This is a genomic window from Ruegeria sp. CL6, assembly GCF_056536465.1.
Map to the genome: position 1 here is coordinate 1 of NZ_JBQFPR010000012.1, position 26,616 is coordinate 26,616.

25 protein-coding genes are annotated in these 26,616 nt (G+C 54.1%); 15 read left to right on the forward strand and 10 right to left on the reverse strand.

Annotated elements, in window-relative coordinates; translation table 11 throughout:
• Both ACR0LH_RS20540 and ACR0LH_RS20545 read right to left on the reverse strand, forming a co-directional pair.
• Positions 1–180 (reverse strand): hypothetical protein (locus ACR0LH_RS20540; RefSeq protein ID WP_480722279.1); only part of this gene is annotated, 180 nt, incomplete at its 3' end.
• Between the two features lie 281 nt (positions 181–461).
• Positions 462–1,103 (reverse strand): TetR family transcriptional regulator C-terminal domain-containing protein, encoded by a 642-nt coding sequence (locus ACR0LH_RS20545; protein ID WP_480722280.1) that lies wholly within the window; start codon positions 1,101–1,103, stop codon positions 462–464.
• 191 nt (positions 1,104–1,294) lie between these two features.
• Here ACR0LH_RS20545 and ACR0LH_RS20550 point away from each other — a divergent pair, with 191 nt between their 5' ends.
• The 7 genes from ACR0LH_RS20550 to ACR0LH_RS20580 all read left to right on the forward strand — a co-directional run bounded on the left by ACR0LH_RS20550 (position 1,295) and on the right by ACR0LH_RS20580 (position 10,100).
• Complete coding sequence (locus tag ACR0LH_RS20550) at positions 1,295–2,158, forward strand: ABC transporter permease (RefSeq protein WP_170797812.1); 864 nt, start codon at positions 1,295–1,297, stop codon at positions 2,156–2,158.
• The gene (locus tag ACR0LH_RS20555) at positions 2,155–2,949 is read left to right on the forward strand and encodes an ABC transporter permease (RefSeq protein WP_170568088.1); all 795 of its coding nucleotides are present in this window, start codon (positions 2,155–2,157) and stop codon (positions 2,947–2,949) included. Before ACR0LH_RS20550 ends, ACR0LH_RS20555 begins: the two co-directional genes overlap by 4 nt.
• Before the next feature lie 20 nt (positions 2,950–2,969).
• Positions 2,970–4,085 (forward strand): ABC transporter ATP-binding protein, encoded by a 1,116-nt coding sequence (locus ACR0LH_RS20560; protein ID WP_480722281.1) that lies wholly within the window; start codon positions 2,970–2,972, stop codon positions 4,083–4,085.
• Positions 4,082–5,137, forward strand: coding sequence for an extracellular solute-binding protein (locus ACR0LH_RS20565; RefSeq protein WP_170699540.1), 1,056 nt, complete (start codon positions 4,082–4,084; stop codon positions 5,135–5,137). The genes ACR0LH_RS20560 and ACR0LH_RS20565 overlap by 4 nt, the downstream gene beginning before the upstream one ends.
• A gap of 94 nt (positions 5,138–5,231) precedes the next feature.
• Positions 5,232–7,298, forward strand: a complete 2,067-nt coding sequence (locus tag ACR0LH_RS20570) for an oxidoreductase (RefSeq protein ID WP_480722282.1) — start codon at positions 5,232–5,234, stop codon at positions 7,296–7,298.
• A gap of 8 nt (positions 7,299–7,306) precedes the next feature.
• Positions 7,307–8,506, forward strand: coding sequence for an aromatic ring-hydroxylating oxygenase subunit alpha (locus tag ACR0LH_RS20575; RefSeq protein ID WP_480722283.1), 1,200 nt, complete (start codon positions 7,307–7,309; stop codon positions 8,504–8,506).
• Between the two features lie 25 nt (positions 8,507–8,531).
• Positions 8,532–10,100 carry a trimethylamine methyltransferase family protein gene (locus ACR0LH_RS20580; protein ID WP_170805134.1) on the forward strand — a complete coding sequence of 523 codons (1,569 nt, stop codon included), beginning with the start codon at positions 8,532–8,534 and terminating at the stop codon, positions 10,098–10,100.
• 64 nt (positions 10,101–10,164) lie between these two features.
• Here the strand turns inward: ACR0LH_RS20580 and ACR0LH_RS20585 are convergent, their stop codons facing one another.
• Positions 10,165–11,559, reverse strand: a complete 1,395-nt coding sequence (locus ACR0LH_RS20585; protein WP_480722284.1) for an aminotransferase — start codon at positions 11,557–11,559, stop codon at positions 10,165–10,167.
• A gap of 171 nt (positions 11,560–11,730) precedes the next feature.
• Between ACR0LH_RS20585 and ACR0LH_RS20590 the strand changes: the two genes are divergently transcribed.
• On the forward strand, positions 11,731–12,351 hold the full coding sequence (locus tag ACR0LH_RS20590) for a TetR/AcrR family transcriptional regulator (RefSeq protein ID WP_480722285.1): 621 nt from the start codon (positions 11,731–11,733) through the stop codon (positions 12,349–12,351).
• 259 nt (positions 12,352–12,610) lie between these two features.
• On the opposite strand, the gene ACR0LH_RS20595 is transcribed toward ACR0LH_RS20590, so the two are convergent.
• Positions 12,611–13,462 (reverse strand): SDR family NAD(P)-dependent oxidoreductase, encoded by an 852-nt coding sequence (locus ACR0LH_RS20595; protein ID WP_480722287.1) that lies wholly within the window; start codon positions 13,460–13,462, stop codon positions 12,611–12,613.
• Positions 13,463–14,043: 581 nt separating this feature from the next.
• The gene (locus ACR0LH_RS20600; protein WP_480722289.1) at positions 14,044–15,396 is read right to left on the reverse strand and encodes a metal-dependent hydrolase family protein; all 1,353 of its coding nucleotides are present in this window, start codon (positions 15,394–15,396) and stop codon (positions 14,044–14,046) included.
• A 264-nt stretch (positions 15,397–15,660) separates the two neighbouring features.
• On the opposite strand from ACR0LH_RS20600, the gene ACR0LH_RS20605 reads away from it, so the two are divergent.
• Positions 15,661–16,197, forward strand: coding sequence for a phosphate-starvation-inducible PsiE family protein (locus tag ACR0LH_RS20605; protein WP_480722290.1), 537 nt, complete (start codon positions 15,661–15,663; stop codon positions 16,195–16,197).
• Positions 16,198–16,402: 205 nt separating this feature from the next.
• Here the strand turns inward: ACR0LH_RS20605 and ACR0LH_RS20610 are convergent, their stop codons facing one another.
• Both ACR0LH_RS20610 and ACR0LH_RS20615 read right to left on the reverse strand, forming a co-directional pair.
• A complete protein-coding gene (locus ACR0LH_RS20610) occupies positions 16,403–17,167 on the reverse strand; it encodes a hypothetical protein (protein WP_480722291.1) in 765 nt (254 codons plus the stop codon).
• A 281-nt stretch (positions 17,168–17,448) separates the two neighbouring features.
• Positions 17,449–18,777: a hypothetical protein gene (locus ACR0LH_RS20615; protein ID WP_480722292.1), complete on the reverse strand. Its 1,329-nt coding sequence runs from the start codon at positions 18,775–18,777 to the stop codon at positions 17,449–17,451.
• A gap of 99 nt (positions 18,778–18,876) precedes the next feature.
• Between ACR0LH_RS20615 and ACR0LH_RS20620 the strand changes: the two genes are divergently transcribed.
• The 4 genes from ACR0LH_RS20620 (at position 18,877) to ACR0LH_RS20635 (ending at position 22,536) form a co-directional block, all read left to right on the forward strand.
• Positions 18,877–19,110 carry a hypothetical protein gene (locus ACR0LH_RS20620; RefSeq protein WP_480722294.1) on the forward strand — a complete coding sequence of 78 codons (234 nt, stop codon included), beginning with the start codon at positions 18,877–18,879 and terminating at the stop codon, positions 19,108–19,110.
• Positions 19,111–19,120: 10 nt separating this feature from the next.
• Complete coding sequence (gntH, locus tag ACR0LH_RS20625) at positions 19,121–20,593, forward strand: guanitoxin biosynthesis MBL fold metallo-hydrolase GntH (protein WP_480722295.1); 1,473 nt, start codon at positions 19,121–19,123, stop codon at positions 20,591–20,593.
• A 4-nt stretch (positions 20,594–20,597) separates the two neighbouring features.
• A complete protein-coding gene (locus ACR0LH_RS20630) occupies positions 20,598–21,578 on the forward strand; it encodes a CobW family GTP-binding protein (protein WP_480722296.1) in 981 nt (326 codons plus the stop codon).
• Positions 21,579–21,645: 67 nt separating this feature from the next.
• Entirely contained in the window at positions 21,646–22,536 is an 891-nt protein-coding gene (locus ACR0LH_RS20635; RefSeq protein ID WP_480722297.1) for a hypothetical protein, read from the forward strand.
• Between the two features lie 87 nt (positions 22,537–22,623).
• On the opposite strand, the gene ACR0LH_RS20640 is transcribed toward ACR0LH_RS20635, so the two are convergent.
• Genes ACR0LH_RS20640 through ACR0LH_RS20650 form a run of 3 tightly spaced genes read right to left on the reverse strand, consistent with a single transcriptional unit; the run spans position 22,624 to position 24,632 of the window.
• The gene (locus tag ACR0LH_RS20640; RefSeq protein ID WP_480722298.1) at positions 22,624–23,682 is read right to left on the reverse strand and encodes an adenylate/guanylate cyclase domain-containing protein; all 1,059 of its coding nucleotides are present in this window, start codon (positions 23,680–23,682) and stop codon (positions 22,624–22,626) included.
• Positions 23,679–24,068, reverse strand: coding sequence for a DUF1987 domain-containing protein (locus ACR0LH_RS20645; RefSeq protein WP_170486426.1), 390 nt, complete (start codon positions 24,066–24,068; stop codon positions 23,679–23,681). Before ACR0LH_RS20645 ends, ACR0LH_RS20640 begins: the two co-directional genes overlap by 4 nt.
• Before the next feature lie 9 nt (positions 24,069–24,077).
• Positions 24,078–24,632, reverse strand: a complete 555-nt coding sequence (locus ACR0LH_RS20650; protein WP_480722299.1) for a SiaB family protein kinase — start codon at positions 24,630–24,632, stop codon at positions 24,078–24,080.
• Between the two features lie 117 nt (positions 24,633–24,749).
• Here ACR0LH_RS20650 and ACR0LH_RS20655 point away from each other — a divergent pair, with 117 nt between their 5' ends.
• Together ACR0LH_RS20655 and ACR0LH_RS20660 are read left to right on the forward strand one after the other, a co-directional pair.
• Complete coding sequence (locus ACR0LH_RS20655) at positions 24,750–25,127, forward strand: hypothetical protein (RefSeq protein ID WP_170486424.1); 378 nt, start codon at positions 24,750–24,752, stop codon at positions 25,125–25,127.
• An 88-nt stretch (positions 25,128–25,215) separates the two neighbouring features.
• A complete protein-coding gene (locus ACR0LH_RS20660; protein ID WP_480722300.1) occupies positions 25,216–26,607 on the forward strand; it encodes a SpoIIE family protein phosphatase in 1,392 nt (463 codons plus the stop codon).
• Positions 26,608–26,616 lie beyond the last annotated feature (9 nt).

Consider the following 26,616-nt stretch of genomic DNA (forward strand, 5'->3'; position numbering starts at 1 on the left):
AAGTTTGTATAGCTCGGCTAAGTCTAGCTGGTCACCGGCTAACGCTTCGCTCAACGCCGCTTCGGCCTCAATAAACCGTTCGCCTGCAACGATTGCCTGTTCGCGCATTTCTGAATAGATCGTCTCAATTTTTTCCACCTGATCCTGCGAAAGTCCAAGTTCATCTTGCAATTCGAGCAAGTGTGCTGGGCCTGGTTTGCCATTCAGCTCCGCAGGTAAGGCAAAACCCCAACCTCCGCCGCGCCGCCTTCCACATTGTATTTTAGCCCGGATACTGAACTTCGCACCGTCCCCTTATGAATTTATCGCAGATTTTTTAAGGCACCATTCATCAATTTTGATTTGCGGATAGCGCCTGTTTAATTGGTTTTTTTGCGTTCGTACCGTGCTTCCATCATGATGGCTGAAAGATGTGGATTCTCCGGTCCTTTGGTGACTAGATGGGAAACCTGTCTCAAGCTCTACTCAGACAACAAAGCGCCGCTCAGGTCAAAATGCTTCGGGAACATCGCCCGCAGAAAACGAAAAACAATTCTCATCGCTTCGTCGCGGTCAAATGAATCCGGGTGGAGTAGGTAATCGGTCCACATGCCTTCCAGCATCGCGAGTGTGCCGTGTGTAGCGTCCCTGGCAACTTGATTAGGGTGTTCGGTTCCGGCTTCTTTCGCAATTCGAGCGAAAGCGTTGAAAACCAGATTACGAAGCTTAGCGTCGCGGGTATCTGAAAACGCAGCGATTGCTGCTCTATTTCGGGCCTCGCCTCGAAACGCGTACCAAATGGAAACGTTTTTCTTATTGAGAATAGTTTCACTCAGGTCGCCCCGAACAATCATCTCAATATGTTCTTGTCCGGTTTGCCCGGTCGTTTCCAACAAGTCATAAATTCCATTGTAGTATTGTTCGGATGAGTAGCGGGCGGCTTCGTCAACCAAGTTGTCCTTGCCGCCGAAATGAAGGTGAATCATGCCACGGGACAGCTCGGCCCGTTGAATGATTTCGCTGACTGAGGTCTCGGAAATCCCTATTTCTGCGACCGAGTCGAGTACTGCCTCGATCAGGGAAAGGCGGTTTCGCTCGCGTATTTCTTGTCGTCTTCCAGTCATTGGTTCAGGCGGCTCTGTTTGTTTTCAGTCTCTTGCGGTGCCTTCTAGCGGCCAGTGTGAAATTGGCCATCCCCGGTTTCGAAATTATCAGTTGACACAACTAGTCCAAAAATTCCAGATTTAAATGGACGATTGTCCATTTTGTGATCGACATGGTCGCGCCACCAAAAAGCAAAGTTCAGCAGGGAAGAATGGCCGGAGTACTACGAAGTGAAACGGGCAAGGGCCTCGCACTGAGCGCACCTGCGACGCTCTACGTCGGTCTGCTTGTCGCCGTGCCGCTTTGCATTCTCGTCGCTTACAGTTTTTGGACCCAGACCTATGTTGAGATCGACCGGACCTTGACTTGGGCAAACTACCAAGAGGCGTTTACCGACCCATTGGTTCGACACCTAATGATCCGTTCGGTCGCAATTGCAGGCGCGGTGACATTGGCAACGGTTTGTCTTGCCTATCCGATTGCATACTTCATCGCGTTTCGGACACAGAAGAAGACCCTCTGGCTGTTGCTGATCACTATTCCCTTTTGGAGCAGCTACCTTCTGCGCGTGTTCAGCTGGAAACTAATTCTTGGCTTCAATGGGGTGTTGAACTCTGCGCTGATTTCACTTGGTTTGATACAAGAGCCGCTGACATTCTTGCTCTACAACGAATTCGCTGTTGTCCTTACGCTCGCCCACGCCTGGGCACCGTTTGCTATCCTGCCGATCTATGTATCGCTGCAAAAGATCGACCGCAGCCTATTGGAGGCTGCAACCGACCTTGGCTGCAATAAGCTTGAAAGGTTCGTTCGCGTGACACTGCCTCTGACGGTGCCGGGGGTCATTGCGGCCTGCCTGATCATTTTCATCCCAACGGTGGGCGATTACGTCACTCCGGCCTTAGTCGGTGGATCGCAGGGCAAAATGGTGGCGAACTTGATCCAAGTGCAGTTTGGTGCCGCCAATAACTGGCCGTTGGGTGCAACCCTGTCTCTTCTTGCCATGCTTTCAGTCGGCTGCGTTGCAATCCTGTTCGTGGTGGTCGTCACCGCATTGGGCCGGAGGATCAGATGACCAAGGCATTTCGTTTCTCATGGTTGCTGGTTTATGCGATTGCCTATCTGGTGTTTCTCTACCTGCCGGTTTTGCTATTGCCACTGTTTTCGTTCAACGACGGAACTATCGTAGCCTTCCCACTAAAGGGATTCACGTTGAAGTGGTACGCACAGTTGGGGCAGCAGGACACGCTGCTACAGGCTATGGTGAACTCGTTGATCGTCGGCAGTGTGACTGCGCTGATGGCAACATCTCTGGGTCTTTTCGCGGCTCGCGCCTACGTTCGGTATCGTTTCACGGGGCGTGAGTTGTCTGAGGGACTGGTCATGCTTCCACTGGTCATTCCCGGCATCATCGTGGCCAGTTCGATGCTGGTTCTGTTCATCAGCATCGGCTTGAAACCATCGCTGACCACCGTGATCCTTGGGCATGTGTTCGTAGCGTTGCCATTTTCCGTATCGATTATGAAATCTGCATTTGACGATTTCGACCAGTCCTTGGAGGAGGCCGCATTCGATCTTGGTGAAAGCGTCGTAGGAACGTTTCGGCGTGTTACCCTCCCAATCGTAGCGCCGGGTATTGTCGCCAGCCTTTTGGTCACGTTTACGGTGTCGTTTGACGAGTTCGTTCTGGCCTTTTTCTTATCCGGGAACAGCCCGACATTGCCGGTCTATATCTGGAGCCAGATCCGCTTCCCGGCAAAATTGCCCAACACGTTGGCCCTAGGATCGCTGCTTTTGCTGTCCTCGGTCCTGCTGTTGTTGATCGCCGAATATTTCCGCCGCCGTTCCATCCAATCGTCAGATTGAAGCCAAAGGAAACAAGCAAGATGAGCGAACAGAACATCATCGAAATCAAGGGCGTTGAGAAGCGCTTTGGAGGTTTTGTTGCTGTGTCCAATCTGAACCTGACCTTGAAAGAGGGTGAGTTCTTTTCGCTTCTTGGCCCTTCGGGATGCGGCAAGACGACGGCTTTGCGCATCATCGCGGGTTTCCAGGATCACGAAGAGGGCGAGATTCGGATCGATGGTCGAACGATGGGAGAGGTGCCTGCGAACAAGCGTCCCACCAATATGGTGTTCCAAAGTTATGCGATCTTTCCGCACCTGAATGTCGGCGACAATGTTGGCTTCGGATTACGCAAGACCAAGCTTTCGCGGAAGGAAATTAAAGAACGCGTTGCCGAGGCGCTTGAGATGGTTGAGCTTGGCGGCCTTCAGGACCGTAAGGCCAACGAGTTGTCGGGAGGTCAGCGGCAACGAGTAGCGCTCGCCCGCGCGCTCGTCATGCGACCCAAGGTTTTACTGCTAGATGAGCCATTATCTGCGTTGGACAAAAATCTGCGCGAAGCGATGCAATTGGAAATGCGCCGTCTTCAGCAGAAGCTTGGAATAACTTTTGTAATGGTCACGCATGATCAATACGAGGCGATGACCATGTCCGACCGTATAGGCGTCATGTTTGCGGGGCAGCTCAAGCAGGTGGATAAGCCAGAGGTCCTGTATTCCCAACCGTGTAACCGGGAAGTGGCTTCTTTCATCGGTGGAATGAACTTTCTGGATGCCGAAGTGACTGCAGAGAATGCTGAAACGCTTGAAGTCAACGTTAAGGGCTTTGGGAAGATGGAAATCGGGGTGAACCCCAACGTCCAGGTGCATGACAAGGAACTTCTTGTCGGCGTTCGTCCTGAGCAATTGGAAATCAGTGCGGAAAAGCCGGATGGGTACGATGCTCTTGTTCAGGGCGAGGTTTCGGACGTCGCCTTTTATGGAGAGAGTGTCCACTACTATGTGCGCGTCGATGGTCTGAAAGACAGTATCGCCGTCGCAGTACCGAACTACTTTCACACGGTCGATCACACGCGCGGCGATACCGTCTGGCTTGGCGTTCAAAGCGCCTCGGTAATTGACTTGGGTAAACGTGAATCTTTGGGAGGAGACAAATGAGTAAAACAGCATCACTTATGGCAGCAGTAGTTGCCACCTTTGCCGCCAGCCAAGCTCTGGCGAACGCCGCTGATCTGACCGTTTTTGACTGGTCCGGATATGAGGATCAGGGTTTCTACGGCGACTATGTCGAAAAGTACGGCGGCGCGCCCAGCTACACCTATTTTGGCAGCGTGGAAGAAGCGTTCACAAAGCTTCAGTCCGGTTTTGAAGCTGATTTGGCCCATCCCTGCACGGATGCCCTGAGAAAGTGGGTAGCGGCAGACATGATCAAGCCGATTGATACCAGCAAGCTGGAAAACTGGGACAAGCTGATGCCCAAGATCAAAGAGGTCGATGGCATCACCATTGATGGGCAGACCTACATGGTTCCGTTCGAATGGGGCAATACTGGTCTTATCTATCGAACCGATATGATTTCGGCAGATGACGTTTCGCTGCAATTGCTTGCCGATCCTGCATATCAGGGCAAAGTCGCCATTCCGGACGCCGCTTCCAGTGCCTTTGCAATGGCGGCATTGGCAACTGGCGCCTCCAGCTATACCGATATGAGTGACGAGGAATTCCAAAAAGCGGCGGACTACTTGCGCGCGATTCATCCAAACGTGCGCTTTTATTGGTCTGACGCTGGCCAACTGGATCAGGCAATTGCCAGCGGTGAGGTCACGCTGGGTTGGGGATGGAACCAATCGGAACTGAACCTGATCTGGAACGAAACGCCAGCGGTCATGATGCGTGATGTGGACAAAGGTATCGCAACTTGGGTCTGCGGTTATGTGCATCTGAAATCTGCCAAGCAGTCGGATGAGCAAGTCTATGACATGCTGAACGCGCTCAGCTCTGCGGCAAGCGGTAAATACATCATTGAAAGCTGGGGTTACGCCCACGCCAATGAAGACGCTTTTGCACAGGCAGACCCGGAGCTGATCGAAACCTACGGGTTTTCGGATGTGGACAGCTTCTTTGAAGGCAGCCTGTTCTTTGACGCTGTTAACCCCGAGCTGGAGGCCAAGATGTTGAAGGAATTCGAGCGCATCAAAGCTGGCTTCTAAGGGCACTCTTACAACACAGCCGGGAATGGTGGGGGCGTAGAAATCCTTCCATTCCCACGAACCAATTTCCAATTTCCTTGGAGGAAGCGCGGCAATGTCAGGCGCTGACGAATATTCTGTTCTCTTCGAACCGGTCAAGATCGGGCCAGTAACGGCTCGAAACCGGTTCTACCAGGTGCCCCACTGCAATGGTTTGGGTCATTTGCGACCTCAGGCCGAAGCTGCCATGCGGGCGATGAAAGCCGAGGGCGGTTGGGCGGTGGTGTCCACTCAGGAGGCCGAGATTCATCCGACTTCGGATTTGTCTCCTTATTCTGAAAACCGAATTTGGGACGCTCAGGATATTCCCGCACTGCGTCTGATAACCAACTCAATTCATGAGAAGGGCTCGCTCGCGGCAATCCAATTGGCGCATAACGGGCACCATGCCCAAAACCACCTGACCCGCGCGCCCCTTCTGGCCCCATCAGAACTTGTCTTGCAGACTCCATACCCGAAACAGGCAAGGGCAATGGACAAGGCTGACATTCGAGAATTTCGCAAGTGGCATCGCGCGGCGGCTCGTCGCTCGCGCGAAGCCGGGTTCGACATTGTGTATGTCTATGCGGGGCATCACATGACATTGCCTCATCATTTTCTGCTGCCACAGTTCAATGATCGGACGGATGAATATGGAGGTTCGTTGGAGAACCGGGTGCGACTGACCCGCGAGCTTCTGGAAGAAACCAAGGAAGAGGTCGGAGATGATTGCGCCATTGCCCTTCGGTTTGCGGTTGATGAAATGCTCGGGTCAGAGGGGATGCAAGCGCAGGAAGAAGGCCGTGCAGTAGTCGAATTGCTGGCCGAGCTTCCAGACCTTTGGGATGTTAATGTGGCGGATTGGAGCAACGACTCTGCGACGACCCGGTTCGAGCCCCGCGACGGCTTTCAAACCTCATATATCGAGTTCGTGAAACAGGTGACTTCTAAGCCTGTTGTGGGCGTCGGGCGTCTTACGTCGCCGGACTTGATGGCGTCACTGGTCAAGAAGGGCATCCTCGATTTTATCGGCGCGGCGAGACCATCCATCGCCGATCCGTTTCTGCCCAACAAAATCAGGGAAGATCGCATCGAAGAAATACGTGAGTGTATCGGTTGCAATATCTGTGTTTCATCCGACTCTCTCGGCGTCCCAATACGCTGCACCCAAAACCCGACTATGGGTGAAGAGTGGCGGAGGAAATGGCATCCTGAGATCATTGAGCGTCGGGTAAAAGAGGAAGCCGCGCTTGTTGTCGGCAGCGGACCAGCCGGACTTGAAAGCGCCATGCAATTGGCGCGGCGGGGCTACGAGGTAACTCTGGCGGAAGCAAAGCAAGAGTTCGGCGGTCGTGTGATGCAGGAAGCTGCCCTGACTGGGCTATCCGCTTGGAAGCGCGTGACAGATCACAGAATCTACGACCTGCAACAACGCGGGAACGTTCAACTGTTCACCGACAGCCGTTTGTCAGCCAGTGAGGTCATCGAGTTGGGTATACCGAACGTCTTTGTTGCAACCGGCGCAAAATGGCGGCGAGACGGACGCGGGAAATCTGCATTTCACGGTGCACCAATCGGTTTAGGTTCTCAGGTTTTCACTCCGGATGACATTGTGGCCGGAGTCATGCCGCAGGACGGCCCGATTGTGGTCTACGATGATGATCAAGCCTATCTCGGTGGAGTCTTGGCTGATCATTTGGCTCAGGTTGGGCGAGAGGTTGTCTTTGTAACGCCGGCCTCAATAGTTTCGCCGTTTACCGAATTGACGTTGGAGCAGACTAAAGTGCAACGCAGTCTGTTGGAAAAAGGCGTTCGTCTGAACCTGTCCCAGACCTTGGCCGGTGTCGCGCCCGGCCAGGCGACATTGCAGTGCGTCTACACGGGGCGAGAGAACTCCATTGAATGCAGCTCCGTGGTACTGGTGACGCAGCGAATGCGAGAAACCACTCTTTACGACGAGCTTTGCGGTTTGACAGCAAGTCCGCTGAAAACGTTGGAATTGATCGGAGATGCCGCAAACCCCGGCTTGATCGCGGATGCTGTATATTCGGGTCACATGGCTGCCCGAAATTTCGAACGTAACGCGGACGACATCGACCGTGAATTCTTCCGCCGGGAAGTCATTTCCCTTGAATCTGCATGAGGTGCGCAATGCCAAAAGATGACCTGCAAGTAATGCGCGATTTGATGGACGCGCAACAGGAAGGGTTCGCCCTGCCTCGTCACTTCTATACGTCTCAAGCAGTATACGAGAACGATATCGGCGCGTTCTGGAACCGTAACTGGATCTGGGTCGGCCATGTTAGTCAGGTCGCAGAACCGGGGGACTATTTCCTGTTCGACTATGGGCCCGAGTCCATCATCATCGTTCGGGATCGCGAAGGCGAGGTACGCGCGCATCTGAACGTTTGCCGCCACCGGGGATCGCGGGTTTGCATTGAACGGAAAGGCAAGGCACGCAATTTCATCTGCCCCTATCATGCGTGGACTTTTGATCTGAACGGTAAGCTACGAAACGGACGTTCAATGGGGTCGAATTTCGACCCGGGCCAATACGGATTGTTCCCGGTTCAGGTGAAGATATTCCAAGGTCTGATTTTTGTCTGCGTAGCTGAAGACGCCCCGCCGCTAGATTCTGCGTTGGAACGGTTGGCCCCACTGTCAAAACCGTTCGACTTTGAAAACCTGAAGGTCGCTCATGAAGCCTCATACCCGGTTCCAGCAAATTGGAAACTGGCATTGGAGAATTACCTGGAATGCTATCACTGCGCGCCGTCTCATCAGGACTATTCGCGCAGCCATTCGCTGAAAGACCCCGCTCAGGTTCTGGAGTTCAGCGGCGCACTTCATGAGCGGATGAAAGAAGCCGGAGTGCCCGTTGAGGAGCTGGACCTGACCGGAGATAACGCGCTCGCCCCGGGTGCAGATGTCTATTGGCGCCGCTACCCGCTGTTTCCAGGCTATTTGACCGGTAGTAAGGATGGCGCTTCGCTGGCGCCGCCTTTGGGTGAACTGAAAGGTCACGATGGCGGTGCCACCGATCTGGGGATCGGGACGCTGAACTACTTCCTTGTTTATGCGGATCACGTGGTTGGCTACCGGTTCGTCCCACGCGCGCTGCAGGAAACGGATATTCAGATCGTCTGGTATGTGCGCGGCGATGCTGAAGAAGGTCGGGACTATAACAAGGATGCCATTACATGGCTCTGGCACGTCACGTCGCTCGATGATGAGCGGATCATCCGTCACAATCAAGAGGGCGTGAACTCCCACCGCTTCGTGCCGGGGCCGCTGTCCGAGATGGAATGGAGCATTCCGGGTTTCTATCGCAATTACTTCAGCATGATCTGACACGCTCAGAATTCGGAGAAATACTATGACAGAATTAACGAAGCGCAGATCAAGACGGCGCGGGGGTGGGCGCGAAGCACGTGCAGCCGTGCGAACCAGCAACGTCGCTTCGCAAGCGATCTGGCCGGGCATTTCGGGTGGGCGCTACAAGCCCCTTTCAGATGCTGACATGTCAAATATTCACGAGGCCGCCCTTAGCATTCTGGAGCGTACGGGAGTCGGTGATCCAACGCAGGAAGTTCTCGATCTCGTGCTGCCTAAAGGGGCGACGGTGAACGAGCATGGTAGGCTGTGCTTTCCTCGCGCGTTGATGGAAGACATTCTGGCTAAGGCGGCCAGTGAGTTCTATGTCCATGCACGCGGATCGCGGGCCGGTAAGGATGACATGCACTGCACCAAAGACAAGGTGTACTATGCGAACTCCGGCACCGCAGTGACAACGTTTGATGCGGAAACTCGCAGTTACCGGCCGTCGACGCTCAAGGACATTTACGACTTTACCCGATTGGTTGACCGGCTCGACAACATCCACATGACCGGTGATACAGTTCTGGCAACGGATGTGCCGCAGGACTACGAGCACGACATGAGCATGCTCTACGCCATTCTGGCGGGTAGCGAAAAACCATCTTGTCTGACGTTCCGCACTCGAGAGCATATTCAGGACGCGATTCATCTGTTCGATCTGGCATCAGGCGGCGAGGGTAAATTCCTCGAAAAACCCTCGGTCATTTTTGGCGGTTGTCCCATAGTATCCCCGCTCCGGTTTGGGCGGGAAAACTTGGAGATCCTGATTGATACAGCGAAGATGGGGCTTGTCTGCGATTTGGCTGTTCCGCCACAAGCTGGGGCGACGTCGCCTGCGCCTCTGGCCGGGACTTTGGCGCAAGCCGTAGCCGAGACCCTATCTTGCGTCGCAATTGCCAATCTGATTAACCCGGGCACCCCCGTCGTCTTTGCAGCTTGGCCGTTTATTACTGATCTGCGAACTGGTTCATTCACGGGTGGCAGTGGTGAGCAGGCGTTGATATCCGCGGCAGCTATCCAAATGGGCAATTTCTACAACCTGCCGACCAGCGTCGGTTGCGGCATGACGGATTCTAAAATCCCTGACGCACAATATGGTCTCGAAAAGGCGTTAACTTTCGCATTGGCGGCCCATGCCGGGGCCAACAGGCTCTGCGAATTTGGCGGTATGCTTGGCAGCCTGATGGGTTGCAGCTTTGAGTCCATGGTCATCGACAACGAGGCAGCGGGCATGATCTCACGAACCCTGCGTGGTATCGAGGTGAGCGACGACACGCTGTCGGTCGACGTCATCCACGAATGTGCGATTGACCCCGGTCATTTCCTCGGCAACACGCAGACCTTGCAATACATGGAGACTGAGTATGTCTATCCAACCCTGATGGATCGGGAGCTAACCGATACTTGGGAAAAAGCCGGTCGTCAGGATATGTTTGAACGGAGCCGGTCGGTCGTGAACGATATTCTATCCAATCACTATCCAAACTATTTTGGCAGCAAGGCGGATGCGGAGGTTCGGTCCAAGTTCCCGATCAAATTGCCACCAGAGGTGATGCGGGCAGGGTAAACGCAGCGCACTTAAGCGAAGGCATCGCAGCCATGAAAATTGCGATGGCGCGCCGAGGTAGTTCCTAAGGTTTAAATGTACCCTGCTGCTTTAGGTCTTCGGTTGCCAGCCGGATACCTTTTTCAAGGATGTCGAACATCTGGCTCAACTCGCCTTCCGTAATAATCAGAGGTGGGGAAAACACGCACATGTTGATAATCGGCCGCAGGATCAACCCGTTCTCCTGACAATGATGGTCAATCAGGGCGCCGACAGATTTATCTAGGTCCAGTGCATTATCTGCTTGTGCGTCTGCAACACATTCGACGCAGCCAACCAGCCCCATGCCGCGCGTATCACCGACGAGCGGCAAATCTGCCAGAGCCTGGAGGCGCTCTTCGAAGAGCGGCGTGATTGCACGGACATGTTCCAGAACGCCGTCGCGCTCCATGATTTCAATCGTCTTCAGGCCTGCCGCCGCGCTTACTGGATGGCCTGAATAAGTGAAGCCGTTTGAAAACGTAGCGTTTTGCGCATTGTCTCCGCTTAGATCTGCAATCAGCCGGTCAGAGATGATACAAGCCCCCATGGGGACGTACCCAGACGTCATGCCTTTGGCGCAGGTTATGATGTCGGGCTTAATCCCAAAGACGTCTTCGGAAGCAAACCAATGCCCAAGTCGCCCGAACCCGGTGACGACCTCGTCTGAAATGTAAAGGACATCGTACTTCCGGCAGATTTCAAGACAGCGCTGATGATACCCCCGCGGCGGCACGATGACGCCTCCAGAGCACAGGATCGGTTCTGCGATGAAAGCGGCGACTTTGTCTGCTCCAGTCTGCAGGATCATGTTTTCCAGATCCGCTATTTTTTCGTCCAGAAAATCGTCGACCGTCTGATCGGAGCGACGTGTATACGGGTTCACATTCGGTAGGAAACGCGTCAGGTGACTTGCCTGGTCCAGCCAACCTTTGTCGCGCTCTTTTCCGGACACTGACGCCGCCAGATAAGTCGATCCGTGATAAGCTTTCTGTCGCGATATCACGATTTTCTTTTGAGGTTTTCCCAGCAGGTTATTGCGGAACTGTACAAACCGCAGCGCACTATCCACGGCCGTTGAACCACCGGTCGTGAAGAATACATGGTTCAAATCTCCCGGCGTTCTCTTGGCGATTTCATGTGCCAAACGGGCCGGAGTTGAGTTGGCGTTGTTGAAGGGCGAAAAATACGCCATCTCTTTCGCCTGCTGAGCCATCGCATCGGCAATCTCGGTGTTTCCATAGCCCAATTGAACGCACCACATGCCAGCAGGGCCGTCTATCAGGCGCTTTCCGTCCTCAGTGACGACATGAACGCCAAGTCCGCTTTCGGCAAAGGTTCGTTCATTTTGACCAAGGTGTGACATACCTTCCCACGGGTGCAGGAAGTGTTCGTCGTCCCATTCTCGTATGGACCGAAAGTCTGAGTTGAAAAGGGTCATGCAGCACCTTAATGTAATATAAATCACAAAATGAACAAGCATTCATTCAATGTCAATCCTTGAACTGTCGTATTGCTAAATGCGAGAAGACAAAGGCGACTACCCCAGCGAAGGAGAAATAAGATTACTCTCGAGCGTGATACCCCAACCAATGCCCGAGATCTGGGTAAATTGCAGAACCGAAAGCTGCTGATCCAATCGGCTGCGGACGCCATTTATAGATACGGAATACGCGGAACAACTTCGGCCAGAATCCAAGAGTTGTCGGGATTATCGCAAGGGATGGTCAACCTACACTTTGGTTCCAAGGAAAAGCTGCTTCTTGCGGTGGCTGAGGAGTTGTCAGTCCGCTACGCGGAGCAGTGGAAGGCCATTGCAGTCAATCCGGAGTTAGACCCGGCAGACAAGCTAGTCTCTATCATAAAGGCAGATTTCGACCCCTTGGTCCTTAATGCGCGGGACGTCGCGATCTGGTTTTCCTTTCGGGCTGAAGCGCTCTCAAACCCTCACATATTTCCTTTTATCGACTCGCGAGACAAAGGTTTCCGCGCGGTGATCCTAGAGTTGTTGGAACAAATAAAGCGCGAAGGCGAGTACGAGGATGTAAGCGCCAAACTTGCAACAGACGCGTTGGTTGCTTTGCTGGAAGGGCTTTGGACCGACTACCATTTGCACTCAGATATTTTCAAACCCTCGGAGGCTTTGAAGATCTGCCTGTTTGTGCTGCAGTCGATGTTTCCTAAACACTTTAAGCCGTCAGAGATTGACGAGAGGTGTCGTAACACTGGTTAGGGTCGCCGTTGCAAACAGGATCAGGACAACGGCCAACAATTCTACCGAAGTTAACCGCCGGAAAATAATTGACACGCCACGCTTCTCAGCGCTGAGAGCCGGAACAAGTCGCAGCTTATTCAGCGCCGCCAGGCCAAGACGCATTCTGAAAACCTTTTGTTTCGTCATATCGAACTTTTTGGCTGTTCAGAACTCAGGCTGCCGACAACCGGTAAAGCTGCCGGCAGTCTTCAATCGTCAACTTGCCATAATTGTTGGACTACAGCGTTGATTGGCCAGACTTCGCCATGAAATCCGCGAATGCTTCCTTATAGTCTGGATGCCATCGGCTGAGAGGTGGGCGATTTTCAATGATGTCTCCAGCGCTCCAAGCGATGCGTTTCTCATCAGTGTCGCGCGAAACGTCATTGTCGGGGCAGACGATGTAGAAATCCCCGCGGTTCACGCTTTCGACAAAGAAGTCGACAGTCTGCTCAGCGGTCCAGGCAGAGGCAGGCTTCTCGGGCACGGAGATCATGCCGGTATAGACGAATCCAGGGATCAGTAGATGCGCGGTAATCTGATGACCTGGACCCGTTCTGAGCTCGTGGGACAGTGCCTCGGTAAAGGCTTTGAGAGCCGCCTTTGAGACATTGTAAGCCGGGTTACCTGGCGGGGTCGTGATGCCTTGTTTGGACCCTGTATTGATAATTGCGCCTGGTCTGCCACGGGCGATCATGTTTGGCGCGAAGACCTGGGTGCCGTGGATCGGACCCCACAGGTTTACACCCAGCATATTGTCCCAAGCCGCGGTGTCCCCAATGGTCGATGAATTGCCTCCGACACCGGCATTGTTCATCAGAATATCTGTCCCTCCGTAGCGGTCTGCCACCATCCGCTCCAACGCCTCTAACTGCGAACGATCACTGACATCTGTCTCAGACGTCATAACATCGGCCGCGCCAGCGGCAGACACTATGTTTGCCGCGGCCGCCAGTTTCTCGGTGTCTCGATCAACAACAACAATGCGCATTCCCATTTGCGCGAACTTCACAGCGGCGGCGAGGCCAATGCCGGAAGCACCCCCGGTGATCACGGCCACAGAGTCTGAGGTAAATGCGGGGTGTGTCATCGGCCAAGCTCCTCCTAAGCCTGTCTTGGATCGAAAGGTCCGTAAAATCCAAACCTGCCTGATGGTATTAGGCAGCGTTGGCAACGTTAGTTTTCAGCTTCATCATACCTTCCATATAGTAGGCGGTGAATAGCACCTCGGTTGCCTTTTCCGTTTGCAAGCTTGTCGGAATGACAGGGTCTGCCATACCTCTCTTGACCACTTCATTTTGGAATTTTTACTACCTAGGTGTGGTATGGGTTGAGTCTAGCCAATTAGAATGCACTTTTGATTGAGATTTGGCGTGTTTAAGTTGATAGAGTCGCGCTACGACAGCCCCCGATTTAGTGTGTGTCGCGAAACGCGCAAACTTTTGGGTAAATCGTGCAAAGTTATGCGCAAATGCTGTGCAATATCATGGGCAAAGACACCCATATTTTCTGAACAAAATTAATGGTAGGTATGCAACGTTATGCGCGCACCTACATCTGATATAGGCGCGCCTTGCGCCTATATTCTTTCTGTTTGGGTTCAACGTCACCGGGTCATCTATTTCCCAGTGCCCTAGCGAATGTATGAGAGGCAGCCGCAGACCGAGTTATTTAGTTCTCAAGCGTGTTTTTATAGATAACGCCATCTTTCATAATGATCAGAAAGTTAGCGTCGGGGTCGACCAGCAGGTTGATGTCCTCAACCGGATCTCCGTCAACGAGTATCAAATCGGCATATGCCCCTGCCTCAATCACACCAAGCGGACCTTTCTGATAGGGATTTCGTGGGCCTGACATCTCGACAAGTTTTGCGGTGTTGTATGTGGCTTGTTGCAAGACTTCTGCCCCCGACCACCAACGACCACGACGCTCGAATTCAAGGTTCTGCATGGCCATAAGCTCGGGCGCGCCAAACAGGTCCACGCCGAAGGCAATCGGAAGGTCGTACTTTTTGATCAAAGCAACATAGTTTTCAACATTTTCGCGCAGCGGTGCGCCCTTTTCGATGGTAGCGGGATCACCCACGGCCAACATCTCTTCATCCGGCGTGAAAATAAGGAACTGCGGATTGAGGATGGCACCAGCATCGCGAATGGCGCGAATGGTTTCCTCCTCGAATATCATGTTGCCGTGATCGATACTCTTTACGCCACCCCTGAGCGCCCGAATGACTGATTCATCAGTGTAGGCATGAACAATGACGTAGGTGTTCCAATCCTCAGCAGCCTCCACCGCGGCGCGGATTTCTTCTGGGCTGTAGTGGGTCGTATCCAGTGGATCATACGGGGTCGAGTTGCCCCCGCCCAAGCTGATTTTTACCTGACTGGCCCCAAGGCGCAGCACCTCGCGCGTCGCCGCCCGCACTTCGGACACTCCGTCGGCGATGAACGACCATTCGCGCTCAAAGGCGGTGCGATCAGTGCGCTGCCGGTGATGTGTGTCATTGTAAAGACGAAAATCAAAGTGACCCGATGTCTGGCCGATCCAGTGACCCGAGGTAAAAATCCGGGGTCCGGGAACGATACCGTCGTCGATGGCCTTGGCGATACCATAGGATGGCCCGCCCGCATCCCGCAACGTGGTGAAGCCCCGCATCAACATTCGTTCGGCCTCACGCGTGACAAGGGCTCCGGTGTATGACCAGTGGAGGTTATACGCCAGAGCCAGCGGTGAGGTCGGCAGCATGATATGGTTGTGGCCGTCTATCAGCCCTGGGATCAAAGTCCGCCCTTGGCCGTCTATGACGGCAGCACCATTCGTTTCTATTGGGTCGGTCGAAACCCTGGAAATCAAATTTCCTTCGACAAGGACGTTGGCGTTTTCGATGACAGCAGCGTTTTTGCTGTCAAAGACGTCAACATTAACAAACAAAACCCGAGACAGGTTTTCTTGCGCGGTCGCTTCGACAACAAATAAGAACGTGAGTGCAGCAGAGAGAATTGCCCGTATTGAGGCAGCAGTCATTGATTGAATCCATCCGTATATGTTCGACCAAGATCAAGAATTGCTTTCGAGTGCCTTTAAGTCAATGTCGCCTCGGTCTTCGGGGTGCCCATCACGTCAGCGTATCCGGTTTGCTCAGCCCTAAATATCCATCAATCTTCGCAAGAAGTTCAGACCGCCGGTCGATGCAAACTGCTGAAAAGCCGACAGAAGGTTCATCAGGGGGTTAGTGCAGACAGCAGAACAGCCTAGAAAACCGCATCCAATTTATGTGAGAGTTCCCTCATGGCCGCAGCGGGTGATGCATCTGGACGAAATCTCTCAGGCTGGCGAATGAATTCGGAACTGGAGTTTATAGTGAGTGGCGAAGATAACAAACCGATCCCAGCACATGTGGAGCTAGACCCCGATCACGAAGACGCCATCGTTCGATGGTGCAACCGCATGATCCGCCACGGGGTTAGGGCGCTGTCCGTGCTCATGCTCGGCATCATCCTTTTGGCGATTATCGATGCGGGTTTCACAACCTATCAAAAGTTGCTGGAGCCGCCTGTTTACATTTTGGAGGTCAGCGACCTGCTTGCGGTTTTCAGCGCTGTTCTGGTTGTTCTTATCGCAATCGAGATCTACACAAATATCACTCTTTATCTGACCGCTGATGTCATCCACATCAAGCTGGTTGTCGCGACAGCATTGATGGCGGTTGCGCGAAAAATCATCACCCTCGACGACAAAAGTTTAGACCCGCAATACTTTCTGGGCTATGCAGCAATCGGTCTGGCGCTGGGCTTAACATATTGGCTTATAGCGAGAAAACCCTGAGGGCCTCGGCCAACACCACGAAAGAAAGTTCTGTCGCGCGCCTCGCGTATGGAACCTGCTTTAGGTTTCGCCCAAGCCGCGAAGGGCAACGGTTCGATCTGTGACCGCAACAATCGAGGTATTGGGTCGGGGTCAGCCGTGGACGGTCTGCGCGACGACAAATCTAGCCTCGTCGGGAATCTCAAAGAAACCCGAATGAACTGCGTCACTTGGTCAGGCGATCTTCCCCATAAATTTCAGGATCGATCAGGGCGATAATGTCCTGTCCGCTGTCGACTAGCCCCAGACCTTCGCAAAGCCGCGCTGAAGGGGCGTTTCCCGGCGCGATACCGGTCTTGAATCCGGTTGCGCCGAGAACTTCGTGGGAATGAATCAATGCCCTTGCTCCCAGCACTTTGGCAATCCCCTGACCCAGACGGTCCGGTCTGGTCGACAACTGTCCCCATTGTGCGCGGCGGTGGAGCGGGCTGCTTGGGGGATGGCAAAGGACCGACCCGGCGGTGGCGACCGGAGAACCTGAGCTGTCAAAGGCGACCATCGCAAAGCCCGGGCGGGAAATGCCGCGCATCACCGGGCCTATTGGAGGCAACACCCCGTGGATCAATGCAATTTCAGCAAAGGCTTCAAGCCATTCAGTCGGGGATTCGCGATCAATTATGCGAACCGTCAGATCGTCAGGCAGTGACCGAGTGGCCAAAATTTCACGCGCGCGGTCGACGCTGCCAAGGTCGCCCAGATAGCAAGAGATGACGTCTGATTTCAGGCCATGTCGCTCAATTTCGGTCCGGGTTTCATCCACCTTGGCGCGCTGTACGGACTCGATCGCTGTGATGCCGAGAACGCGGGCCATTGCGATCGCATCTGTCAGTGCGCCGTCGTATTCGTTGGCCACTTGAATACCGCGCCCGTGGCTGCAAAACCTTGGATCGTCACCGATCAGATTGATCAGGTGCTCGCCAGCGACGGCCATACGTTTTTGCGTGTCGGTTCCAAAGGCTTCCAATGTTACTTGTTCTCACTCTGTCGATCGCTGGATGATCATGACTTTAGCCGATCCGAAATACAACTGCAGTGCCCCGATCAAGCGGATTGCGAACGGCGGCTAGGTCCAAAAACCCAGAGTGGCCAAACTTGCCTGCCAATCAGTTGAAAGCGGTCCATCAGATCAAACCTCTCAGAATGGGCTGGTCTACTCTACAGACAGGCTAAGTTGGAACAGCGAATTTGCGGCTCAATCACGCGGCGGTTGCGTCAGTATTTCCCCAAGGTTTCACGGATCAGATCCCGTGTTGTGTTGTCGTTATGAAATATCCTGTCTACCAGAAATTCCGAGGGAAATTCGGGCCACGTTTTGCGCAATTCCGTCACGAGCGATTCCGCCTCGGCAGAGTTGCCTAACTTATCATGCGCGACCGCTTGGAATATGAGAGATGGCGCACTTACCGGCGCACCTGCGGCTGGTGCCCCTTGAAAGGCTTCGACAACATTTTCGTAGTTTCCCAGCATCAACTGTGAAACCCCCCAGATATTCCTCGCTCCAAATCGGCCGGATCCGGTTCTGGGTCTCTCAGGGTTGCTGGCTTCTGCGGCCAGGTCAGGGGCATTGGCAACAATGGCCGTAATGCCAACAAGGTCCAGAACATGACCATCCACAGGCGCAAGTTCGGCAGACATCTTAGCGAATTTCAGGGCTTCGCCTGGTTGATCCGAAATGGCCGATACCCAACCATTTGCGGCGTTTGCCCAGGCATCTGCCGGGGACAAATCAAGCGCCTTGCCGGACATTGCCAACGCTTGAGTCAGGAACTCATCTCTTTGTGTTTCATCCGGGGACAACATGGCCAGGGTCGCCAAGACTTGCGCAGACCCGGCATACCCATCTGGTAGGGCAGGGTCGAGCTCTGTCGCATGCTGAAACATTCCCAAAGCCATTTGCTGACGTTTGACATCGAAAACGGGGAAAAACATGCCGCGCGCCTGGTCCGCAAGGTTGGCTGCCTGCAATCTTGTCAACGACTGCTCGCCAAGTGCGGCCCGTTCTGCCTGCGCGCTGGAGTGAGGGGCTGGAAGGCGCTCGGCGCTTTCGCGGGTTATCAAGAAACCAAGGAAAGTGACGCTTACGAGGACCCCCAAACCAGCCAATAGCAAGCGCCGCGACGGTGTATAGGGCACGCTATGACCCGGTTTGCCCGAGATACCCTCTTTTTGCGAGGGGTCGTATGAAAAACGGGGCTTGTATCCGCCGGGATCGACAAAGATGCGAACACCAGTTCCGTCCCAGTGATCCTCGTAAAACTCGCGTAGCAATCTGCGCAGCCGCCGGGCTTCGACGCGAACGAGATTTTGACCGCCAGTCCCGTCAATGCGCCGGCCATAGACTTCGACGGCGATAGCTTTGCCTCGTATCTGCGCCCCTCGACCCGCCAGCGTTTCCTCAACGACGTAAGTGAGAAATTGCTGAAGCCGAGGCGATGCTTGAAACTCGTCGCTGGAAACCACGCGACCAAGCGCCTGTCGGACCAGATCCGGCGAAGGCTGTTCAACATCTTGATCTATCAACAAATCACTGGCTTGGTTCAAAGCAAACTCACCCCCAACTCACGGTGACTCACTTGGCCTTGGTGGTCAACCGAACTCAACTTAATGCGAGAATAGATAGTGGGAACCGGGAATTTTCCAGTGTCGGTAGAGCTGAGTGTAGAGATTCCAGAACTTTCTGATGCGCTGTCAGGGCGTATCAAAGCGGACGCATTTCTCAGCGAGGCCATTGAAGACTTCAGGAAAGTCTCAGCGCTGCTGGATGACGCATCAATCACGGCCGCTGAGCGGGCGGAATGGACCCACATCAGATCAGAACTCGTGAACGAACTTCGCCGGATGGCGAAGCGAAATCTCCGTAACACTTCCGATTGAGGGCATCCCAATGACAACAGAAGACAATGGCAAAGATCACGAAACTGAACAGGACCAGCAAGCTGAGGAAGTTCAAAACCCTTCGCGTCGAAAAGTGATACAGGGTCTGGCAGCGGGCGCGGTGGCAACAGGTGCGGTCAGCTATGGTTCAGGACCGGCGCAGGCGCATCCCGGCAACGGTCCGCTGGGGGGAAACCTGGCCAATCCATATGGTGGCCGACCGGCTGGCGGCATTACGCTGCCAGAGTATTTTCGACCTACAAAATACATGACCGGTTCAAACGCGAACTACTTCCCGCTGTCTGAGGAGATCGGGCCAGATGAAATGCGGATTTCGTTCTGCGGGTCAACGCCGTTTCCGCCGCGTGAAGATCAGGCCGGCACCTGCATCATGGTCGAGCTGGGGAACGGCAAGCGGTTCTTCTTTGATTTCGGGTCCGGATGCGTTCGCAATATCATCGGGATGCAGGTGCCCGGTCAGTTGATCAACGACATATTCATCACGCACCTGCATATCGATCACTACGCGGATATCCCGTACATTTATCCGTTCCGGGCGTGGTCCGGTGGCTATACTCCGTTGCGTATTCACGGCCCTTCGGGCCGGACGCCCGAGCTTGGAACAGCGGGAATGGTCAAGGGGATGCAGCAGATGCTCAAGTGGCATCTCGAGGCTTTCGACGTGTTCCCGATCGGAGACGGCTACGAGATCGACGTCAACGAATTCGATTTCCGGCAGGAGGGCGGCATTGTCTATGACGAAGATGGCGTCACGGTCAGGTCCTGGCCCCGCAGCCACGCCAAAGATGGCGCCGTCGGGTATCGGCTGGATTGGAACGGGCTGAGTTTCGTTTGGACCGGCGATGGTCGCCCGGACGAGCTAAGCCTTGAATACGGCAAAGGCGTCGACGTGTTCGTGACGGAAATGTCAGGTCAGGATATCGGTCAGCTCATGACGTACAAATACGGTCTGCCGCAAGAGCTGTTCAACTACACAATCGACACCCATCACACGTCGCACTACGCGGTCGGCAAGATGATGGCCGAGGCACGCCCGCGCCTGGCCATGGTGACCCATTATACGCAGGACGAAGATATCGACGCCGAGATGCTGGCAGGTATCCGGGCGCATTACGACGGGTTGTTCGCCTGGGGTCTGGACGTTGCCGTGGTCAACGTCACCAAGGATTCAATCTGGTATCGCAAGGCCACGCTTCCGGGGAAATCGGGATCGGTCGCGCCGTTCCGCGAATTGGGCAAGATGGAGGCCGAAGGCCGCATTTCGCTGCCGGATGAAATCAAACCGCCTGCGCCCCGGTCCTCGCGTGCCGAACAGCAGGATCAGAAATACCGGGACATGGAGATTGATCCCAAGGAATACTATCCGACCGATGTGTTCCGCGCACCCAATCCCGAATGGCCAAGCGACTTTGTCATCAAAACTGACGATGTCATCCCCAACCGCAAGAAAAAGGCGGAGTGATGGTATGATTGAATTCGGCTCGACTTCGGCTATCCCCGTCACGATCCTGACCGGCTTTCTTGGGGCCGGTAAGACCACCCTTCTGAACCGTATCCTGACCGGAAATCACGGTTTGCGGGTGGCGGTGCTGGTCAATGATTTTGGATCAATCAACGTGGATGCCGACCTTGTGGTCGGTCTTGAAGACGATGTGCTGAGTTTGGCGAATGGTTGCGTTTGCTGTTCCATCCGGGATGATCTGATCGAAACGGTCGAGGCGGTTCTCGCCCGGCCCGAGAAACCGGAATATATCGTTCTTGAGGCCAGCGGCGTCTCGGACCCGTCTTCAATCGCGATGACCTTCACCGATCAGAGGTTTCGGGACATGATCCGTCTGGACAGCCTCATGTGTCTGGTCGACGCCGAGCAACTGTTTGCTGCGCCAGAGCAGATGGAACTGAAGCTGCGCCAGATCGCGTTCTCAGACATGGTTATTCTGAACAAGGTCGATCTTGTGGACCGGGCCACCGTTCAAAAGGTGCATGACTGGCTGGGGTCTCGTTTTCGTCGGTATCGTCTGGTCGAGGCGGCCAATGCCGACGTTCCGCTGGACATATTGCTTTCCGTAGGTCGGTTCGCCGCCGAGCAGCTCGAAGCGGAAATACCCGACCATCACGAGCATGGGCCGGATTGCGGTTGTCACCATGCTGATCATTCTGACAGCTTTTCAACGACTATGATGAAGGCCGAACGCCCGATAAGCCTTTCATCGCTTCGCAGCGCAATTCGGAATCTGCCGGGCGAGGTTTATCGCCTCAAGGGTTTCGTCTTCAGTGAGGAAGATCCCGAACATCGCATACTCGTTCAGGTCGTGGGTAAACGTATTGACATCGCGCGGGACGGAGCTTGGGGGGATATAAAACCTGAAACAAGACTTGTCGCAATCGGCGCACCGGGGGCCCTTTCAGAACACGCACTTTCCGATACGCTGTTGGCAACAGCATAGCGGCCAGAGCGACAACACTTTGGCCCAAGTGAGGAGGGGTGTCTGATTGCCTGAACGTACTATGAGAATGGATAAAGCGCGTGCATTATTCTTGTCCGTCACTGTGTTTCTATTGTCTGGCACGGTGGCTTCGGCTCAGCAGGTCTCTAGCCGGGAACTGACGGATACGACGCCAGACGCGAACCTGCCAAGCTCGGCAGGAGGGCAAACCGCCGAGTTATTGTCGGCTTTCCACGGGTTAGAGGCGCTTCCCCTAGTATCCAACCTTATTTGCAGGGGGTCGAGAGGCAAGCACGGGATGCCGGTGATATTCTCGACCGAGGTAGACTTGGAAACCGTGCAGGCCGGAGACTTCCAGGTTGTAACAGAGTCAGGCCAGATCGGTACTATGCACTGCGTATCAGTGTTGCCCGCTACCGATCCGGGCGAATTGCGTACCGTGCTTCTTATCGGTGATTTTGGAGACGCGGCCAAAGACCCGCCTGCTGAGGTCAGGGTTGTGGGGCACTTGTATTCCATTGACCGGGCACTCGACTTCAAGGGGGCCAATGTAGAAGTAACTCCGCTTGAGGACGGGCCGTCGATTGTTCTTGCTCAAGAGGTTGAGGATTGGACGTTGGTCGGAAACCTGGGGCCCCGCCGCACAAGAGGTAGCCTCTGTCCGAGCAAGGACATCGTTCAAGCTGTCAGGGTAACTTGGGCGGGTGGTGTCACGCTGGCCAACGGCAAGGAGCCTGGCGCAAAGGAACGTGACTTGTACAGGGTCACCGTAGAGGCCAAAGAAGGATCTCGCCGGAACATTGCGCCCGCGGCGCTTGCTGATCTAGGCGACAGAGACAACAACCATATGCTCTGTCTTGATACAGAGGATCGGCCAGTCTCGGTGTCCTTTCCATCCGGCGTTCTGACGGACCCGAACGGCGATCTGAACCCTGAAACCAGTAAGAATGTCGATTAAGTTCCGTGACTGGCGAATGGCCAGGGCAGCCTTTTCTTGTGTGCAAATTGAAGGAAAGTCCGCACGCCAGCGCGGTATTTTCTATGCCTATGGGTCAAACTTGCGAAGTGACGAGAGGGCTGATTTCAGTATCTCAAAACTTTCGGCGCGTTCTTCGGGCGTCATGGATGTCGCGTCAAACGACAAATGAAAGTTCGGCGTGTCGCATGTCACGCGTCCTGTGTGGGTCCTTGATCCCTTTGCGCCCAGAACGCGATAAGTGATCACGGGCTGGTTTACGCCCTTGACTTGAATGGGGCCAACTTCTTCGGTCTCTATTTCGTCGTTTACGTGCGCCCAGGTTTCATACGAGATGAAAATCTCACCTTCATCGGCCTGATGCTCGAGCCGAGAGGCGATGTTCACGGCCCCGCCAATAATGGTGTAGTCCATGCGATCGTCACTGCCAAAGTTCCCGACTGTGCAGAAACCCGTGTTGATTCCTATCCGGCATTGCAGTTGTTGTCTAAGTCCCTGACGCCGCCAATCGGCCTGCAAATCTGCCAGCTTGTCCCGCATCGCAATCGCCATGCGCACGCAGGCCAACGCATCTTCCCTTACGCCGTTCGTTTCGGGATCGCCAAAAAAGACGAGTATCGCGTCACCTATGAACTTATCTATGGTCGCACCGTGTTGCAGGGCGACCTGCGCCATCTCGGTCAGATAGCTGTTCAGAAGTTGCGTCAGGTCTTCCGACTCCATCTGATCGGTAAGCTCTGTGAACCCTGCCACATCCGAAAAAAACACGGTCAGCTTCTTTCTCTGACTGGCGAGCTTCACTTCCTGGCGGCCGGAAAAGATTGAGCTGTAGACCTGTGGCGAGAGGTATTTCGCGAGCTTGCCCGACAATGCCTCAAGCTCTTGGTTCTTTCGGGTAACTTCCTCGGCCGCGACCCTCTGTTGTTCGGCCAACGCGTTCAGTTCGCGCTCGTTACGGTCGCTCAACCGCATCATGCGACGCGTGGTTTTCAGCAACTTTCTGTATTCCCGGATCAGGTTTCTTATTGAACTGCGCGTTGCGTCATCTGGCAATTTTTCACTGTCCAACGTCGCTTCGGCGGTCTCGAGCACCTCTTTCTCACGAGAAAAAAGATCGTCGATTGTCATCGGTCCGACAACTTTTCCAGCGAGAATTTTGCGTGTTCCAGGTCTTCCCCGAATTCTTCGCCAAGCTCCTCCATGGTTTCGTCTTCGGGGTCGTGGAACCAGTAAACTTCGATGCTTTTGCCCATCTCAGCAGCGGAATCCAGAAGCTCCATGATCATCATGATGGCCTTGGCGCTGGAGGAGTTGAAATAGATGAGCTTGAAATCAAACCGGCAGTATGAATTCGCGTCGTTTGACAGCCATTCTTTCAGAGCATCAAACAACGGATTGTAGAAGGTGGTCACATCTTCTGGATAGGACTCGCCCATCAGCCTTAGGTGCCCGGTATCGAATTCAAACTCTACGGTTGGGGTGCGATTTGTCGGAGGGATTTCAATATTCTGCATGCGTCCCTCTCAGACCGTGGCTTTGAGCGCAAAGAACGCGTGTTGATCGTCAACTCGCATGAAATCGAACTCGATTGGCTTTGAGGCTCGGCGTGCGATCTCGATCAACCCGATACCGGCACTGTTGCCAACGCTTTGAGCGTCGGACCGAAGCTGGTCCTTGTAGGCAGCCTTGAGTTCTTCGCGGTTCATATTCCGCAAGGCCGACAGGCGGCCTTGCATAGTGTCGACATCATTCAGAAGAACCAGATTTCCAGCGTGTACGACGTACCTGTCCGCTTCGTTTCCGATCGTCAGGATGCCATAGCTGATATCCAGAACTTCTGCTTCGCCATCCGTGGGCAGCCGTTCGGCCGAATACCGGATGATATTTTGCATTTGCTCAACAAAGACCGCAAAGACGCTGCGAAGGGTCTTGGTGTCTGCATCTTCGGAAACCAGTTTTTGCTTGAGCGCGTCACCGACGCCGCTGAGGATGCCTTCGGTTACATACCCGCTATAGGCAAAAACGACGCCTTGCTTACGCAGGTTTGCGCGCAGTTCATAGACTTCGCTGGCAAGCATCTGTTCCCCTTGTCTGGACTGGAACGGGCCAAGTTTGTCTATGCTTAATATCATAATATACACATTTGTGCAGGTTTAGTGTATCACTTGAGCAGGGTTTTCAGATGGGAGGTCAGTATGAAAAAGCTACTATGCGTCGTTGCTTTGCTGCTATTTTCCGGCCCGGTGATGGCGTCCGATATACCGACGGAAGTGAAGGCAAAGCTACAGTCTGCCATGATATCGCATGTCGATGGGGTCATGGTTGACGGGGCTTACACATATCTGGACACAACCACCAACGCGTTCGAGACCGTATACCCTGCAAACGTTCATCCGATGGTCATTCCGGCAGGACGTGACTACTTCGTCTGTTCTGAAATGATTACCGAGGACGGCGATACCGTGACGGCGGACTTTCTGGTCCGAGAAGTCTCGGGGGACTACAAGGTGGTCCAAATGATCGTCAACAACCGCGGTGCGCTGCAGGCTGCGATGAAGAAAATCGGAAACTAGATATCTATTGGGTTTGGGGCGTTTATTGCTTGGAATTGGGACATTTCTAAAACGCCGAATTTTCCTAAAGCACATTCTGGCCACCCTTATGATTGGGGGTGTTTTGAATGCGGTTGTCCTGCTGTTTTACTATGAATTCAAAAAGCAGGCCCAGACAGATCAGGTTGCGGCTGAAATGGCCACGATCGCCAATCGCATCGCGCGGCCACTTGCCGAGCTTGTTGAAACGGAGAACCTCTCTCAGGCCACAAGTCTGTTGGCGGTGTATTCCGGGTTCCCCTATGTGATCTGCGCAGAACAAAAGCTCGAGCAAGGCTCGGAGGTTCTGGTCGCCTGGCCTGCCATAGGGTGCGACAAGATCAAAAAGACGGGCTTGGACATCGTCGTTTCCGTACCAACCAGCGCTGGCCCGACGACGATGCTGGCGCGGATTGATCAAGAGATCCTCAACCGAGAGCTGCGGACAGAAGTTGGGGTCGTCGTGCTGCTGGGCTTTATCGGTGGGCTTGCCCTGATTTTGGCTGGTGCTGCCGCGTTTCTATGGTTGATCAACCGGCCCCTTGGTCAATTGTTGAACGCCATTGAGCGGTTTGAACTGCACGACGATCCCAAGAAGGTGGCATATCGGTCAGAAGATGAGATCGGCAAAGTCGTGCAAAGCTATAACTCGATGCTCGATCGTGAGGTCGAGCGCGTGACTGCGATCCGCGAAGCCCACCAGCAGATTGTGGAAAGCGTCAACTATGCCACGCGTATTCAACGCGGGCTATTGCCACCCGCAAGGCAATGTGAAGCCGCCTTTGCCGAGTTCGCGGTCAAGTGGGAGCCACGCGATCTGGTCGGCGGAGATATCTATTGGCTTAGAACGGCAGGGCCGGTTTCGACGCTTGCGGTCATTGATTGTACTGGGCACGGCGTTCCCGGAGGGTTCATGACAATGCTGGCCATCGCGACCCTTGAGCGACTTTACTTTGAAAACGAGAGCCTGAACCCTTCGTCAGCTTTGTCCAAGTTGAGCGACCTGACCCGCGCCCTGCTGAATCAGGATGCATCCAACGCAAGCTCTAATGACGGTATGGATACCGCAATTTGCCAGATTGATTCAGAGAAAAGAACAGCGACATTTGCAGGCGCGCGCATGTCCTTGTTGGTCAAGACGGGCGAGGGGGTCAAACGGATCAAGGGTGACAAATTAAGCCTTGGCTATGCGGATACTCCAAGCTCTCCAGAATTTTCTGAACACGTAATCGCTGTGGACGACGATGTGACCATGTTGATTTCAACGGATGGTCTGATCGATCAACTGGGCGGGGCAAAACGTTTGGCGTTTGGCTATCAAAGAGTAATTTCCATACTCGAGCGGGGCAACTGGTCGAATTTGACAGAGCTTTTGCAGACCATCGACAGCGCCTTTCAAGCCCATAGGAACACGGAAGACCGGCTGGATGATGTGACGGTGATCGCCTTCCGTCCGGCGTGACCGGTTGAA

Bases quoted from the DNA above. Each gene is read 5' to 3' on its own strand.
- ACR0LH_RS20570 (WP_480722282.1), top strand. From the start codon at position 5,232: ATGTCAGGCGCTGACGAATATTCTGTTCTCTTCGAACCGGTCAAGATC.
- ACR0LH_RS20605 (WP_480722290.1), top strand. From the start codon at position 15,661: ATGGCCGCAGCGGGTGATGCATCTGGACGAAATCTCTCAGGCTGGCGA.
- ACR0LH_RS20630 (WP_480722296.1), top strand. From the start codon at position 20,598: ATGATTGAATTCGGCTCGACTTCGGCTATCCCCGTCACGATCCTGACC.
- ACR0LH_RS20660 (WP_480722300.1), top strand. From the start codon at position 25,216: ATGATTGGGGGTGTTTTGAATGCGGTTGTCCTGCTGTTTTACTATGAA.
- ACR0LH_RS20650 (WP_480722299.1), bottom strand. From the start codon at position 24,632: ATGCTTGCCAGCGAAGTCTATGAACTGCGCGCAAACCTGCGTAAGCAA.
- ACR0LH_RS20655 (WP_170486424.1), top strand. From the start codon at position 24,750: ATGAAAAAGCTACTATGCGTCGTTGCTTTGCTGCTATTTTCCGGCCCG.
- ACR0LH_RS20555 (WP_170568088.1), top strand. From the start codon at position 2,155: ATGACCAAGGCATTTCGTTTCTCATGGTTGCTGGTTTATGCGATTGCC.
- ACR0LH_RS20565 (WP_170699540.1), top strand. From the start codon at position 4,082: ATGAGTAAAACAGCATCACTTATGGCAGCAGTAGTTGCCACCTTTGCC.
- ACR0LH_RS20635 (WP_480722297.1), top strand. From the start codon at position 21,646: ATGGATAAAGCGCGTGCATTATTCTTGTCCGTCACTGTGTTTCTATTG.
- ACR0LH_RS20550 (WP_170797812.1), top strand. From the start codon at position 1,295: ATGGCCGGAGTACTACGAAGTGAAACGGGCAAGGGCCTCGCACTGAGC.
- ACR0LH_RS20585 (WP_480722284.1), bottom strand. From the start codon at position 11,559: ATGACCCTTTTCAACTCAGACTTTCGGTCCATACGAGAATGGGACGAC.
- ACR0LH_RS20600 (WP_480722289.1), bottom strand. From the start codon at position 15,396: ATGACTGCTGCCTCAATACGGGCAATTCTCTCTGCTGCACTCACGTTC.
- ACR0LH_RS20575 (WP_480722283.1), top strand. From the start codon at position 7,307: ATGCCAAAAGATGACCTGCAAGTAATGCGCGATTTGATGGACGCGCAA.
- gntH (WP_480722295.1), top strand. From the start codon at position 19,121: ATGACAACAGAAGACAATGGCAAAGATCACGAAACTGAACAGGACCAG.
- ACR0LH_RS20595 (WP_480722287.1), bottom strand. From the start codon at position 13,462: ATGACACACCCCGCATTTACCTCAGACTCTGTGGCCGTGATCACCGGG.
- ACR0LH_RS20545 (WP_480722280.1), bottom strand. From the start codon at position 1,103: ATGACTGGAAGACGACAAGAAATACGCGAGCGAAACCGCCTTTCCCTG.
- ACR0LH_RS20580 (WP_170805134.1), top strand. From the start codon at position 8,532: ATGACAGAATTAACGAAGCGCAGATCAAGACGGCGCGGGGGTGGGCGC.
- ACR0LH_RS20560 (WP_480722281.1), top strand. From the start codon at position 2,970: ATGAGCGAACAGAACATCATCGAAATCAAGGGCGTTGAGAAGCGCTTT.
- ACR0LH_RS20645 (WP_170486426.1), bottom strand. From the start codon at position 24,068: ATGCAGAATATTGAAATCCCTCCGACAAATCGCACCCCAACCGTAGAG.
- ACR0LH_RS20610 (WP_480722291.1), bottom strand. From the start codon at position 17,167: ATGGCCGTCGCTGGCGAGCACCTGATCAATCTGATCGGTGACGATCCA.
- ACR0LH_RS20640 (WP_480722298.1), bottom strand. From the start codon at position 23,682: ATGACAATCGACGATCTTTTTTCTCGTGAGAAAGAGGTGCTCGAGACC.